The organism is Dictyobacter alpinus (genome assembly GCF_003967575.1).
Classification (GTDB): Bacteria; Chloroflexota; Ktedonobacteria; order Ktedonobacterales; family Ktedonobacteraceae; genus Dictyobacter; species Dictyobacter alpinus.
The window spans coordinates 1518505-1533111 of the sequence record NZ_BIFT01000001.1; the positions used below are offsets into that span (position 1 = coordinate 1518505).

At 47.0% G+C, this 14607-nt stretch carries 10 protein-coding genes and 1 tRNA gene; 5 read left to right on the forward strand and 6 right to left on the reverse strand.

The genetic code is table 11. The features are described 5' to 3' along the window. Nucleotides 1-344 precede the first annotated feature (344 nt). Nucleotides 345-635, forward strand: coding sequence for a hypothetical protein (locus EL633_RS05880; RefSeq protein WP_126626294.1), 291 nt, complete (start codon nucleotides 345-347; stop codon nucleotides 633-635). Between the two features lie 114 nt (nucleotides 636-749). On the opposite strand, the gene EL633_RS05885 is transcribed toward EL633_RS05880, so the two are convergent. Beyond that, entirely contained in the window at nucleotides 750-1085 is a 336-nt protein-coding gene (locus EL633_RS05885; protein ID WP_126626295.1) for a winged helix-turn-helix transcriptional regulator, read from the reverse strand. Between the two features lie 205 nt (nucleotides 1086-1290). Between EL633_RS05885 and EL633_RS05890 the strand changes: the two genes are divergently transcribed. Together EL633_RS05890 and EL633_RS05895 are read left to right on the forward strand one after the other, a co-directional pair. Continuing rightward, nucleotides 1291-2649, forward strand: a complete 1359-nt coding sequence (locus EL633_RS05890) for an NYN domain-containing protein (protein ID WP_126626296.1) — start codon at nucleotides 1291-1293, stop codon at nucleotides 2647-2649. Between the two features lie 160 nt (nucleotides 2650-2809). Beyond that, the gene (locus tag EL633_RS05895) at nucleotides 2810-3877 is read left to right on the forward strand and encodes a M42 family metallopeptidase (RefSeq protein ID WP_126626297.1); all 1068 of its coding nucleotides are present in this window, start codon (nucleotides 2810-2812) and stop codon (nucleotides 3875-3877) included. A 62-nt stretch (nucleotides 3878-3939) separates the two neighbouring features. Here EL633_RS05895 and EL633_RS05900 read toward each other — a convergent pair whose 3' ends face one another. From EL633_RS05900 to EL633_RS05910, 3 genes are all read right to left on the reverse strand, one after another. Then, complete coding sequence (locus EL633_RS05900; RefSeq protein WP_126626298.1) at nucleotides 3940-4386, reverse strand: hypothetical protein; 447 nt, start codon at nucleotides 4384-4386, stop codon at nucleotides 3940-3942. A 267-nt stretch (nucleotides 4387-4653) separates the two neighbouring features. Next, entirely contained in the window at nucleotides 4654-5625 is a 972-nt protein-coding gene (locus EL633_RS05905) for a DUF6585 family protein (RefSeq protein ID WP_126626299.1), read from the reverse strand. A 24-nt stretch (nucleotides 5626-5649) separates the two neighbouring features. Next, nucleotides 5650-5720: transfer RNA gene (locus EL633_RS05910), tRNA-Gln, on the reverse strand. Nucleotides 5721-5965: 245 nt separating this feature from the next. Between EL633_RS05910 and EL633_RS05915 the strand changes: the two genes are divergently transcribed. Next, complete coding sequence (locus EL633_RS05915) at nucleotides 5966-7186, forward strand: Gmad2 immunoglobulin-like domain-containing protein (RefSeq protein WP_161981981.1); 1221 nt, start codon at nucleotides 5966-5968, stop codon at nucleotides 7184-7186. Nucleotides 7187-7664: 478 nt separating this feature from the next. Here the strand turns inward: EL633_RS05915 and EL633_RS05920 are convergent, their stop codons facing one another. Then, nucleotides 7665-8513 carry an LLM class flavin-dependent oxidoreductase gene (locus tag EL633_RS05920; RefSeq protein WP_126626301.1) on the reverse strand — a complete coding sequence of 283 codons (849 nt, stop codon included), beginning with the start codon at nucleotides 8511-8513 and terminating at the stop codon, nucleotides 7665-7667. A gap of 300 nt (nucleotides 8514-8813) precedes the next feature. Here EL633_RS05920 and EL633_RS05925 point away from each other — a divergent pair, with 300 nt between their 5' ends. Then, nucleotides 8814-9989 carry a glycosyltransferase family 4 protein gene (locus EL633_RS05925; protein ID WP_126626302.1) on the forward strand — a complete coding sequence of 392 codons (1176 nt, stop codon included), beginning with the start codon at nucleotides 8814-8816 and terminating at the stop codon, nucleotides 9987-9989. A 76-nt stretch (nucleotides 9990-10065) separates the two neighbouring features. Here the strand turns inward: EL633_RS05925 and EL633_RS05930 are convergent, their stop codons facing one another. Continuing rightward, the gene (locus EL633_RS05930; RefSeq protein ID WP_126626303.1) at nucleotides 10066-14283 is read right to left on the reverse strand and encodes an MBL fold metallo-hydrolase; all 4218 of its coding nucleotides are present in this window, start codon (nucleotides 14281-14283) and stop codon (nucleotides 10066-10068) included. Nucleotides 14284-14607: the final 324 nt, after the last annotated feature.

Consider the following 14607-nt stretch of genomic DNA (forward strand, 5'->3'; position numbering starts at 1 on the left):
TCGAGAGAGCCACAAAAAATCACACCAAGCGGGACGACACGAGGCTCGCTATCACTCGCCAAAGATACTTGAAGCTTCCCAATGCTAGGGATAAAGGCACAGAACAAGCAAATACGCCAGTTCGTAGCGCATGGGCTACAACAAGTGTCTTAGCCCATGGAACGTCAGCGAAACGGTAACTTGACGTTTAAAGATTGTTATGCTAAAATTGTCGGAGTGTAGTATGGAGCCTGACAATCTACCTGCTAAAATCGGGTACATTGCAGTGTGACAGAGTCGTCGTGAAGAGGAACTATTAAGTAATCAATTGAGAATTTTTCTTCCAATTATTTAGGGAGGGAGAAATGCCGGCCACGTTTAGTTATGCGAACATCTTACATGCCGTCGGTCAAGTCTTTGATGAGATTGGTGTGAAGAGTATCGCAATTCAAGAAGAAGAGGATGGTCTCTTCGTAGAAGGTTTTGATAGTGAAGGCCAGCTTCAGGTACAGATACGCTATGATATCGCCAGCCTGTATGAACTAGTGAGCAGAGCAGATAATCAGACGGAAGAGCCCACCACCACGCAAACTACTGGTGTGTTAAGCCGTTTCCTCTCTGAACACCACCGCGAATTAGTTGGGGTATCACTGTAACACGTTTTAGGGTATATGAGAAAGAACCGGGGGCGTACCTCCGGTTCTTCTAGCTTAGGTACATTATGTGGGCAGGGGAGTTGACTACAGCATTTGATCCAGACACATGCGATTCTACTTATTACATAACCACTGTTCGCCGTAGTCACGCATGCTATTGATCACCGACACCAGGTCACACCCCTTCGCGGTGAGAGAATATTCAACCCGAGGAGGCACCTCGGCAAAAGTCTGGCGGACGATGATCCCCTCTTCTTCAAGAGTTCGTAATCGTTCTGAAAGTGTTTTAGGGCTGATACCCTGAAGGGAGCGTTCTAGCTGATGAAATCGCTTGACACCAGAGGTCAAATCGCGAATAATTAGGATGGTCCATTTCCCACCAATCAATTGAACGGTGCGGGCAACAGGACATATTATTTTCTCTACTTGATCAGATTGTGTTAGCTCCATCACTTGTCACTCTTTTGTCTCTCTTGTTCTTTCTCAACTACAGAATATACCATAGTAGGTACGCAAAGTAAAGCGCAGACCTCTCGACTTTAACCATAAAGTATGATATGCTCATAGCTAAGAGGATACACTGCTAGGTAATCCGAGCACCTGAACAATCATAAATCTTGGCCTGCGCGGTTTCTCCCCATGAGAGGAGAAGGTTGTGCCCGAAGATATTGCTTTATTCATCGATTTTGAGAACATACGTTACAGTATGCTGAATATACAACGGCGGGAGCCAGACCCACAGGAGCTTATTGCTGTCGCTCGCCGTTATGGTACTGTTATGGTCGCCCGCGCTTATGCGGATTGGTCTCGGCAGCCTGAGCCGTTTAAGGGAAGTTTGACAGCAGCAATGATAGACCGTGTTGATTGTCCTGCCAAACAAAGGGATCGTATCCGTATGGGCACGATTCATTATCCATCTGGTAATACTCCAACCGGCTCTCTTGGCTCCTCAAACTATGTTGCTGAGCAAGGAACTGGCGCTTATCCCCGGCAGTGGCCCTCGAATGTTACGAGTAATTCTGGCTCTCTCCCCGCGATTCAGCCAGGAATGCTAAACAGTGGTTGGCCAACTGAAGCGGAATCGTCACTTTCCCTCCATACTGACCTGGAAGAAAGTCTTCTTACCGAGGAGGAAGATCAACCTTCTGAAGAACAATATTCCATGCCAGACGATCAGCAGCGCGAGTCCTATCGCCAATTACCTTATGGAAATTCCTATGGTCAATCCAGCCCTACCGGCCCTCTTGGGCAAAGTAATACTGGTCCTTTAGGATATTCTAATAACACCCAGCATACTGGAAATTCTGGTCACATGCCGGCCGTTAATCCTGCGAATAGCACTATTGTGCAGAGTACGGTTGTGCAAAGCACCGTCGATCTGAATATGTTGATGGATATTATCGAAACTGTTTTTGATCGTCCTACCATCTCTACCTTTGTTTTGATGACAGGCGATAAAGATTTTACTCGTATAAGTGCCCGTCTAAAGTTACGTTTGAACAAAACTGTTATTGTTGTCGGTATTCCAGGAACCGTCAGCCGAGATTTAATAAGTAGTGCTAATCAATTTGTGCCTCTTGTACCAGGTGGTGTGAGTAGTAATACTGGACAGCTGCCAATTGTCCAGATGTCACCCAGCAGTGCACTCAGTACCAGTACTGGTTCTATGCCCGCGGTAAACTTTAATAATAGTGGGTCTCAGTATCAGCAACCCCCTTATGGTAGTCCTCCAATGGATGTACTCGATCCACAATTTTTACAGTTCCTTGACTATATTGACCGCAACTGGTCATGGCGTACAATTATTGGTGTGTCCAATTTTATTGGTGATCCTGTCAATCCAAAGAATCGTTTCCGCGGACGTTTAACACGAGACTCTGCACGTGAGTTGCTTAATAGCTGTATTCAGCAGAATATCTTACTTGTTCAAACAGATGCGACTGGAGCTGAAGATCTCCGTTTAAATCGTACACATCCTGGTGTTGATGAAGTACTAAAACAATTTGTACGTTAATAATTGCGTAAATTTTGACTATGCTTTTACTTCTGTAATATCCTAAGGAAGAACGTGGGTCCCGGGGAATGCTGAAAACCTAAGTTAGGGTTAAGTATTCCCCGGGCTCTTTACTTTATAATGAATTATGCCTGTGTAATGGGTTTTTGTGGAGGTTAGAATGATCGATGAATCACGTGTCGCGTTTCTAGCGAAGATGATTAGTAGTCCCAGCCCTTCTGGCTTTGAGCAGCCAGTACAACAAGTTGTAAGGGATGAGATTCAAAATTATACTGATGAGGTGCGCACCGATGTACATGGTAATGTGATCGCTGCACTCAATCCCGGTGGAGATCCACGGGTTATGTTGACCGCGCATGGCGATGAACTGGGTTTCCTGATTCGTTATATTGATGAGCAGGGATTCCTTTACTTCGCCCCCATCGGAGGATATGATCCATCAACACTTCCTGGTAACCGTGTCAATGTTCATACGCCGAATGGCCCTATTCTGGGTGTGATCGGCCGACCACCAGTTCATACGCTCAGTCCTGAGGAGCGTGGTAAGGGTCCTAAACTGGCTGATCTATGGATTGATATCGGCGTTTCCAGTCAGGAAGAAGCCAAAAAGCTGGTACCACTGGGTAGCGTGGCCACACGTGCCGCTGAACTGGAGCGCATGCAGAAGGACGTCATCGTGTCACGCGCACTGGATGATAAGTCTAGTCTGTTTGCCCTGATAGAAACAATGCGGCGCTTACACGAGAAACGTGAGGCATTAAAGGCTGGTGTCTTTTTCGTATCGGCAGTACAGGAAGAAGTAGGCTCCAGAGGAGCTCAGACAGCAGCTTTTAGTGTCGATCCGTTGATTGCTGTGGCTGTAGATGTTACTTTCACATCAGACCATCCTGGTACCTCTAAGAAGGATCTGGGGGATGTGAGGCTCAATGGCGGACCAGTTCTCTCCATTGGTGGTCATATTAATCCACGTGTCTATCAGTTGTTGGTCAAGGCGGCCGATGAGGCTGGTATCAGCTGGCAGATCGATCCGCAGGCAGCCAGGACTTCAACCGATACGGATGTTATTCAAGTGGTCCGTGGTGGTGTGGCAACGGCACTTATCAGTATTCCATGCCGTTATCTCCATACTGGTTCGGAGATTGCCTCGCTTAAGGATATTGATGAGGTAGCCGAACTTTTGACACACTTTGTGCTAGCATTAGATAAAAATACCAACGTCATACCCTAAAATAAAATGCACAGGATCAGCCTGTTCGCTTCCTGACCAAGTATCCTCAGTAGGATGCCCCTTTACATTGGGGGCATCTGCTGAGGATATTCAGCTTTTGGCTGATATGGATCATCCTGAAGTTGTTCGGGAGCGGCCTGATAAGGCGTCTCTGGATCATGGGAGCGCAGATCCCTTGCAGGCTGATATTGATATCCCTGCTCATAGCTCTGAACCTCTTCCTGGCTATGTGGCTGCTGCTCTGTTGGTTGGTAATAAGGTTGCTGATATGGCGCCTGTTGACCATAGGGTGGAGTGTAATAGGGTTGCTGATTCATTGTGCTAGATTGTCTACTCATATAGCGAAGAAACGCGACGAGAGCAATAATAAGCCCAATAAACAGAAACATTCCCCACCAATGCCCTGGAATAATCCAGATAAAAGCAAAAATGAGCCATGGAAAACCGTACCAACCTCTGCGCATTCGATTTCGTCTCGGATATCCCGGTCCACCATTAAACCAAAACATGATCTGTTCCTTTTCACCATTATAGGTGAACTTATCTTTATTACTACTAAGTAACGCCTTCATATTACTAAATGTTATATTCAATCTCTAAAAATATAACATCTAGTAATCACAGTGTCAAGAGAAACCGTATTTTCCCTTGCATACCAGTTGAATAGCGATTTGCTTACTTCTCTTTATTCTCTATAACCATATCAACGAAAACAGGTATGCAAAATCAAACGATATAACGTATACGAAAGAAAGAGATCAGAGTTTCATGTACCATCATCTGATGACAGAATGCTGGCTTCCTGTCCTACGCGTGCCAAGCACGTATTTGATCAGCTCAACAAAAATCGTAGCATCGGGTAGCTGCGAAAGATACGCCAGATCCAGACAAGTATCCTCAACACTGATCAAGGCCACGCCAGAATCCACATAGACACATGAACGCAACTGATCCCACGGAAAGAGTTGCCGGCCATTATGAATGCCTTGCCAGGTCACAGTAAAACGCCCAAAGCCTACGGACTCGCCAGAATTATACGAGGAACGTGCACGCGCGAAAAGATGGCGAAAAGCTTTACCATAAATAAGATGTTGCACCGTTGAACTATGCGCCCAGGTCCGCCGCAACTTCATGCTGGTACCATCACTACAAATAATGCGGGCAAACCCTTTCCCTAACCGAAATGAGGCGATTTGCTCCCAACGCACAACTTTGTGTGGCTGCAAAGTTTGCATAAAGAGACAACCATCGGTACATATCAATACAGAACGTAAAAGTGGTAAGAAGTAAAGAGAGAGGAAACTCATCAGGGAACCAGTTACAATTAAGCAGAGGCCACCAAAGAGATAAGCAATAGGATCAAGATGGGCCGGATGAGTATTGAACCAGTAATCTACTGCGGTAACCAGAAGCAAACTAAGGATGCAACTCATAATATTCAACATAAAGAGACGCCTATTGCCTTGCCGATACATTATCCAACCAAAGGCGATAGGAACAGCACTGACAAGTGACAGCCATAACCAGGTAGTAAAAAGATTATAAGTAAATGTAGTGGAAATAAGCAAGATACAACCACTAGCAATACAGAATAGGCCGGATAAAGCGATCAGGAGGAGCTCAGCAAAAAGAAGGACCATACGGGGTAGTGAATATCGGCGGGAATTAAAATTGAATTTTCTGGTGGGAACGCCTAAGTTATATTTTTTGGCGAGCAGGTGATCTTGATGCACAATTTGATTTGCCACGAGCAATGTTCCTTTAGATTAAGGCTGGAGTGCAGGGATTCGAACCCCGATTACCTGATCCAAAGTCAGATGTCCTACCGTTGGACGACACTCCAATATGCTCACCTCCACTATAATAGCTCTTTCTTTGCTGGTTGTCAATACGCATACCCAGCAGTTTTGAGATTTTTTTACGAATAAAAAGCCATATGGGAAGAATGGAAAACTCCTGAGTTTATAGAGTAGATAATAGTAATGTTGCAAAGAACTCGTTCACGTAAGTAACGCACTACCATTATACTATATTCATATCATGCTAGCTGAAAGGTCATCGGGTCAAACTGTGCCCGGGAGGAATTCTATGGATAATTGTGAAAACGGTCCATATTCACTACATCGCCTGCTTAAACACATGGCACTTATATTCATGCTTTCATTTATGCTTACAGCCTGTACCTTTGGTATAGGAAATAACACCACTACTGCGAACCCAACCAGTAAAGCATCTTCAATAACGCCAACAGCGCAGGCCACCGCGACTGCTACCCCATCCATACAATTAGGCAAACAAACCTGTCCTAAAGCAGTAAGTAACGCATCCTATTGGGAGCCTAAGATACCCACACAGGCGGCTACCAGTCAGGTAGAAAATATTATTTGTGCCAACTTAATGGGAAGAACCACGCTACAAGCGCTTATCTCTGTCCGTCATAAAGATAGTACCCATGTTTTAGATCTTCATCTCTATGACAACATTACCGATCCAAATCCTAAAGAGATTTTTCAACTGACCGGACTTTATAAAGGCGAGACCAGGGTGAGCGTCTATAATACTGTACTGACAAGTGAAGTGAATAAAAATTCACCCCAAAACCAGAAGCTCACAGCCACAACCATGGTCAATGATCTACAACGCGAGTTTAAATGGTCAGACGGCAAACAAACACTGGTTCCAGTCACCTTTCCTGGTCTCTTCCCGAGCACTACCCGCTACCAGGCTGAGGATGATCAACAAGAAGTTAATCAGGGACGAGAAGCCTGGAAGTTAAGCGCAACCAAAATGGCAACAACATTTGTAGCCAGCCCACAACTACTCGGCTGGCACAACGGCACCAAAGCAACAATTATAAGTGGAGGTGGTGAGAAAGATGTCGAAGCAGTCGTCAAAGTCGAGAACAGCGCACCGGCAGATAAGAAAACAGCCACCATTACTATGACCCGTCTGGAAAATAATGCTAATGGCGGCATCTGGATCGTCACAAAAGCCAGCTGCGACGGATTAAACATCGATTCACCAGAGCCACAAAGCCTCCTGAAAAGTCCGGTGACAGCCACAGGTACAGGCGCAGCCTTTGAAGGCGTCATAGGCAAAATAATGGTCTTTGATAGCCATTATAATATGCTAGGAACCGCTGATGTCCAGGGTAAACAAGGCAACGGCAACGCCTCCTTTTCCACCAACATCACCTATACACCAACCTTCAAAACAGGTAGCGAAGATGGCACACTCGTCCTCTTCTCCTATAGCAACGCCGACGGCAGCGTAACCGGCATCGCCATCGTCAAACAACTTCTAAGTTGACAAAGACATCCCTGTTCTCAAGGAGGAAATCAGCATACCCATCCAACGATATATACAAGTTTTCCACACTCTTTTTTGAGAGGAAGATGGATGGGGTGGTCGCGACCGCCCCATCCATCTTCCTCTCAAAAAATAAGCGAGCGCCGCAGGTGCGAGGCGTGCGCAATAAACCACCCATGCCACAAAAAAAGGAAGAGATAGAGGGCGCAGACCCTCTATCTCCTCACATCATCTAAAAAAGAAGATGTCACCACCTGAGCGAGCTAAGCATCATGGTTGGCCATTGGGAAGATCCCAATGTTTTATTTTCTTAATCTCTTTATAACACAAGAATGTACAGAAGAGTGCACTTTTATGGCTATTTCCGTATATTTTTTATCTTTTTTTAATGCGGTCGATTATAAGCCGAAACAAACATACGTACTCGAAAAAAAACCGGGCTAAAACTGTCACGTATCAAGCAGCCATAGATGCTGTTTTAGCGGGGTGGCCCCTGACGAATGAACGAGCGTAATTCCTGTAATGTACCCCGCTCCCATGAGAGATTTTCGATCCACCAATTAACACCTACCTCCGCATAATTCGAGACCAGGGCTGTGTCATATCCACGATCCTTACCATCCAGTCTTCCCCATTGCACTTTTGCAAAGGGCTGGTCAGCCTGATCAGCAGTCTGCTGTGAAGCCACATATTCAAAGCAAGCCTGTGCCTGTTCGGGAGTCATCTGACCCGTCATATTGACATTTTTACCAATGGGACACACACCATCCCAGCGCGCAGCTCGGCGCATAGGCTTATGATTAGGCCAAACACCGCCAACCCAGATCGGCACACGTGGCTGCTGGACCGGACGGGGTAAGTGGCGTACATTTTCGAGTTGATAGTATTCTCCCTGATAAGAGATACGTTCACCACTCCAGAGAAGCGAAAGTAATTCCAGGGCCTCATCCATGCGCTCGCCATAGGTCTTGACATCCCCTGGTTCGTGATAATTGATATATTCAATACCACCACCGCTACCGACACCAAGAATCACGCGGCCATTAGAGAGTTGATCTAAGGTAGCTACTTCACGAGCTAATTTCCACGGTCGGCGCCGTGTAACGGGTGTGACCATGGTTCCTAGCTTCACACGTTGTGTACGCATAGCCATAGCGGTCAACATCACCCAGGGATCAAGGACTTCATCGCCCCATTTATCACCAATATGATCCCAAACAAAAAAACCATCCCAACCGGCTTCTTCAGCCTCATGAGCCACTTCCGTAGTCAGGTGGATATCCGCATAGTCACCATGACAATTAGGAATAGCAATACCAAATTTCATCTTTACCTCCTTACTCAAATATGCTCTTCAATTATACGTCATCGTCAAGACCTCCCACCGGTTATATCGGGTTATCAATTTTTCTTGGGCTATATTTCTGGCTAGACTATTATTAATAGTGCTGAAAATTCGCAGTCTATATATATACATAGAGATAAAGAAATTTATTATTCCAGGAACACATGGCAATAGTGACGTATAGAATTGTGGTGATCCAACATCTCGAGAGGTAAACGTCTTGCCATCCCACTTAAACGTAAAAGCGAAGGACACAGCGGTCAACCAAAGGAGTACCGGCGTATGAAGATTGCACAGGTAGCACCACCCTGGATTGCGATCCCACCACAAAGTTACGGTAGTACAGAAAACGCTATTTATCATTTAGTCGAGGAACTCGTTGCCCTTGGACATGAGGTCACCTTGTTTGCCCCTGCTGATGCGCGTACGTCCGCTAAACAGGTTTCATTTATTCCCAGATCATTGATCACTGAGGGCGTCCCCTGGCAAGCCAACCTTAAGGCGTATTACCATTTACATAAATCGCTAGAATATATTGCTGAGCATGATTTTGACATTATCCATACCCATCTTTCTTCGAGCAGCGACATGTATATTTTTCCTTTGACCGCCACACTACCAACCCCGCATATGACCACACTGCATGGGTACTTCCCTTTTGATCGCACACTAGATAATTGGACAGGGGATGCGGATAATTACTTTATGGAATGGGCACGTGATGTCCCGCTGATTGCAATTAGCGAATCTGCTCGCAAGCATGTGTTGCATCTTGCCCCATCGGTTACGTTCGCCGGAACTATTCATCATGGAATTCAGATGCAGCACTATAAACCAGATAATATCCAGAGCGGTGAGGCACTAGTCTGGCTGGGACGCTTCACTTATGAGAAGGGGGCGCATCTGGCGATTGAGGCCGCGCTAAAAGCCGGGGTACCATTAATCTTAGCTGGCATCAAAGAACAGCAAAGTCGTGATGCCATGGAGTATTATCGACATCTGGTTGAGCCCTATATTGATGGAGAACGCATTCGTTATCTGGGTCCGATTACCACCCAACATAAAATTGCGCTGCTACAGCAAGCCAGGGCCCTACTCAATCCAATTGAATGGGATGAACCCTTTGGCGTCGAAATGATCGAGGCTATGGCAACTGGTTGTCCTGTCATTTCATTTGCACGCGGGGCCGCACCAGAAATCATCTGGCATGGTCAAACTGGCTTTCTCGCTAACGATGTTGGTGAAATGACGCATTATATCAGTCAGCTTGATAGCATTGATCGCCAGATAGTGCGTGCACATACAGCACAATATTTTGCGGCCCGGGTTATGGCCACAAAATATCTGGACGTTTATACACGCGTCATAGCATCCCAACTGACAAAGGCAACAGAAACGAGTATAAAGAATACCCAACCCCTGGTACAGGTTAAAACCGAGAATATGCTCTCCGTATAGCAACGGCGCTTTACGGTAGATATATATTTTAAGCCTCGCAAGACTCTCCTCTTGCGAGGCTTTTTTTAACCGCTTTCTACTCGACCAGTTGAATTCGCCAACCAGTCTCTCTTTCCAGTTCAGCTAATACATTTACATCAATATGCTTTTGTCCATGCGCAAGTTGAAAGTGAACCAGTAGGATATGACGAATCGCATCCACCAGCAGGCGCTGAACGGTTCCATACATGCCAAGTTTTTCTTGTACCAGGGACTGAGCATCTCGCTCATGCATAGGTACTTTGTCGATATCCTGTCCATTAGTGTCTGTCTCGCTACCGTCAGGTGCAATATAAAAAGCCTGCTTGCCAGAAAAATCTAATAGCAAGTTCCAACCAGTTTCTGCCATAAACCGTTGCTGGATATCCTGCAATAGCTGAGGCTCTAAGGTACCAGTACAGGTGAGACGCAGAGTCATTTGCTCATGTAAAATAGATTTTTTACCAATGATCGTGATATGGTCAGGCAACAGATGCAAGACTGCCTCGACCAGGGCTTTTTGATGCACATCTTTATCTACATCGATACGCCAACCTGTCTCATGAGACAGGTCTTCAAGTGCTGTTGCATAGCGGGAACGAGCCAGTTCGGGGAAATAAAAGTGCAGCCAGAGCGTTAAACGTCGATCATCTACACCCAGTTGATAAAAATCTGGAATGGTCCCAAATGCTTCAATGACACGCATCATAGCCAGATTCCTGGGCATAGCAGTAGTATTAGCGGCGATCTTTTCATCAGCTACTTCATCAACTGATGAGCTACGCAACTCCAGTTCCCAGCCCGTTTCTTCAACGAAACGTTTCTGAGTCTCGACCACTGCTCCCGGCGAAACCTGACCCACACACACAATACCAACTTTATGCTTGTCCTGGTAGATTGATGGTGTATCTACGCAAGAAATACCTTCGGGTAAAATGCGAGCCAGTACATCTTTAAGCGCGGGTGGATAAATAATCAGATGGGGTCGGACATTCCAACCGGTCATCTCGCCAATGGTGCGCAATTGGTCGGCATAGCGCTCCTTCGCGATATCTGGAAAAGTGAAGCGCGGCACCAGTGTGCGCGTATCCATCTCTACTTTGACCCGCAAATAACCAGGCAATGGCTTCAAAAGGTCCTGTGCATAATGCAGGGCATCTTCCATCCGATACGGCTTGTCAGGAGTACGTACAGGCATAGCCCGATTGTGAGAATGATTGGTGACCGAGGAAGCAACGATCGATGAAGTATGCAGCAATGACAGGGTCCAGCCAGTAGTAACTTGAAATTCGGTGCGTGCATCATTGATATCTTCATGTGAGTCATAGCCATCGTAAACGAGGCGCACGAGCTTTTGGGTCAACACCACTTCTGGAATTCCCAGGCAGACCAATCCTTCAGGCAACGATCGTTTAGCGACCTCTATCAATGCTTCGCGCGAAGTAACTGGAATGATCTTCACCTGCCAGCCGGTCAGATCCGCAATTTCTTGCCACAATGCTGTGTAACGGACCCGAGCAACGTCTGGAAACAGAAAAGAGATGATCAGACTCTGGTCGGCTTCATCAGGCTCGATCTGCACAAATCCCGGCAGCAGTTGTAAGCGTTGGTCAGCCAGATTAACAGCTTCTTCACAGGAAAGTATGCTTACCGCTCCAGGTTCAGCCACCATTTCAGGCAAGGAATATGAGATCGCGGTCGTCCCAATAATCGCGCCGGTAAACGTTAGGTGCCATCCAGTTAAGTCGCGATAACGCGCCTGAGCCTCTTTAAGGGCACGTGGTGTGGTCTGCCCCATCACTTCAAAATGAATATGTTTAGTCTCTTGATAAACGGAAGGATGGCTTTGTATCACTAATCCTTCAGGCAATACCTGCTGAGCTACTTCATTTAGAGCATCTTGATGGGCATACGGGGAAATTGTAATGTCTACATCCGCCTCTTCAGCGGCCTCGCTCAATAGTTGCTGATAGCGCTTTTTAGCGATATCAGGAAAATGGAATGAGAGCGTCACATCACCCGTATCGGGATCAAAACGCCGGCGATAGAGGTCCGGAGGATTGCCAATATGCTGTTCCAGGATTTGTAGCACGACGCGACGATCAATTTGTGTGGTGGAGTTTTCACTTTCATCCTTTTTCAATGCCTCTCGCCAACCAGGGGCCAATGTATACACTGTTTGACCCTCTTCAAACTGAGGCATCTGTTGCACATAGAAGAGCGATGAGGAGCGCTGTACAAGATCGGCCACGGCCAGACGTTCCGCCAGATCTTCTGAAGAGACGCCAGACAGTTCACAAAGGTCCGTCAAAGTGTAACTTGCATGCTCCTGACAGGCAAGCGCTAACTTTTGGATTGAAAGTGAACGCCGGATTACTCTAGCCTGACGGCTCAGTTCCGTGAGATAGGATGAGACATGGCGCTCCTCTATCTGCTCTGGCAAGGCTCCCAATACATCCAGGATGGTGGAATAGGCATAGCGAATGCGATCAGAGACACCGGGCGCAAATTGTACGCGTACAGAAGCAGTCGGGAGCAGTCCACGACAGAGTGCCGGCATAGGACTCCCACCAAAGGCAACCTGCACAAAAAGAACCTGACCAATTAAATCACTAAAAAGTTCTGAAGATGTGCTGCGACCGCGTACATAATAGGCTTCTTCCAGGGCACGGTGTGGCATAAAGTAGCGATAGCGAGGATCCTGCTTGAGCACCTCTTGGATCGAGGCCATGGTACGTTCATGGGCTTGTCCCTCCCAGATCAGAGCCAGTTCACGCACGGTAACAATGCGCAAGGTAGGAATCTGTGCTACCGCCTGCCAGAGCTGGTCAACGTGTTCTGGCTCAAATTTTTTGCCTTTCCCAATGCCAATAGCTAGCTGCGATAGAGCTGTAACACTCTGACGCATCATGGAATGAACAAGGTGTCCACCATTAATGGAGAGTTCTGTGGCATTATGGGGCAGCAAAACATCGGTGTCGGTCAGACGAGCGCTCAGAGAAGCGCGGGACTCATCATCGCCATGTACCAGGGCCACATGTAGTGGCTGCAGCAAAGCGGCATAGCTGGCCAGTTCGCCAGCGTCGGCATGGGCGGACAAACTATACTTGGCCACATGACAATGAACCTGAGTCGCCACTCCATCCAGATCCAGGCACTCCAGTTTGTGTTCAGCGACATCCAGGAGACGCCTACCAGGCGATTCTTCATCTTGATAGCTGGTAATCAAAATAGACGCCAGTGGATTTGCAGCCATACGCGAAGCATACCAGACGCTTGGTCCGCCGGTCAGCATTCCCGAGCTAGAAATAATACAGGCTGGCTCACCTGCCAGAATCCGCTCACGATCATGCTCATCTTTCACATACGTAATGCGCCGTCCAGCAAAAGGATAGTAGCCTTTGCGAATCTGGCGCGTCAAGCGTGGTGTCAACGCCTCTGGCAGTAGATGATAGGTAGAACAAACACGGCGCACCAATCCATCTACATAAATAGGAAATTCAGGAATTAACCCCTTCTGCTGCGCATCGACAAGCAACAGGAGTACCTCCTGTCCTCTCCCAAGGCCAAAACAAGGAATGAGAACGGGTCCACCACGCGCAATACCTTCCGCTACAGATTGCGCCAGGCGTTGCTCTTCAGCTTGCCGATTGGCATGGAGGCGAGAACCATAAGTTGCCTCTAAAATAAGTAGATCGGGCCTCTCAATCGGAGGTGGCTGAGCACCCGCAACCGTACGCTGATCGGTCACACTGATATCACCAGATACTACGAGCGATCCATCGGCGGCAACAAAACCCAGGCTGATTGCACCAGCAATATGACCAGCAGGACTGGTTATCACCGTCACGTCTACCAGTTCTGGTATCGTTATCGCTTCACCTACAGGTAATGGCCGCACTTGATTAAGCATACGTTCAACCAGATCACTGGGATAAAGGGGAAGCTCCATCTCTTCGACGGCTCGCCGCTGCATAATCCTTTGTGCATCCGCCAGCATAACCTCCATCAATAATCCTGTCGCGCGCGACGCAAAAATAGGAGTATTGGGATATGCTTGATGTAACAATGGTAGCGCCCCAATATGATCTGCATGCGCATGGGTGACAAAAATCGCTCGGACATCTTTGTTCTCAAGCAAAGCAAAATCTGGCAGAGGATCCGCGCTTCGATCAATACGCACACCGGCATCGATCACAATCCATTGGCCGGCAATCTGAACAGCAAGACAACTGGCGCCAACTTCGCTGGTGCCACCAATAAAAAGTACATGCATAGACAGTCCTTCGTCGTATGATGATGATGTAACAAATTAAGTACACCACCAACCTAAGTATCCTTCTATGTACAATCCTCAAATAAGCTGCCTGCAAGAGTGACGCTCAGGCAGAAGCTCTTGGGAGCACATCGCGGCTCATTGTAGAATGTAGCATTCTGTCTTATGGCAAACGTTGCCATGGCCCATGCTTATTGCTACAACGGAGTAACAATATTTTTGGTATAGGGTCACAGATAAGAAAGGATAAGATTCTTTTAGCAAGATCACGTTTTACAATCGATCACCTTTCTTTACCACAACAATGTGAAGTAAAATGGCACA

Bases quoted from the DNA above. Each gene is read 5' to 3' on its own strand.
- EL633_RS05930 (WP_126626303.1), bottom strand. From the start codon at position 14,283: ATGCATGTACTTTTTATTGGTGGCACCAGCGAAGTTGGCGCCAGTTGT.
- EL633_RS05920 (WP_126626301.1), bottom strand. From the start codon at position 8,513: ATGAAATTTGGTATTGCTATTCCTAATTGTCATGGTGACTATGCGGAT.
- EL633_RS05885 (WP_126626295.1), bottom strand. From the start codon at position 1,085: ATGGAGCTAACACAATCTGATCAAGTAGAGAAAATAATATGTCCTGTT.
- EL633_RS05880 (WP_126626294.1), top strand. From the start codon at position 345: ATGCCGGCCACGTTTAGTTATGCGAACATCTTACATGCCGTCGGTCAA.
- EL633_RS05925 (WP_126626302.1), top strand. From the start codon at position 8,814: ATGAAGATTGCACAGGTAGCACCACCCTGGATTGCGATCCCACCACAA.
- EL633_RS05900 (WP_126626298.1), bottom strand. From the start codon at position 4,386: ATGTTTTGGTTTAATGGTGGACCGGGATATCCGAGACGAAATCGAATG.
- EL633_RS05915 (WP_161981981.1), top strand. From the start codon at position 5,966: ATGGATAATTGTGAAAACGGTCCATATTCACTACATCGCCTGCTTAAA.
- EL633_RS05895 (WP_126626297.1), top strand. From the start codon at position 2,810: ATGATCGATGAATCACGTGTCGCGTTTCTAGCGAAGATGATTAGTAGT.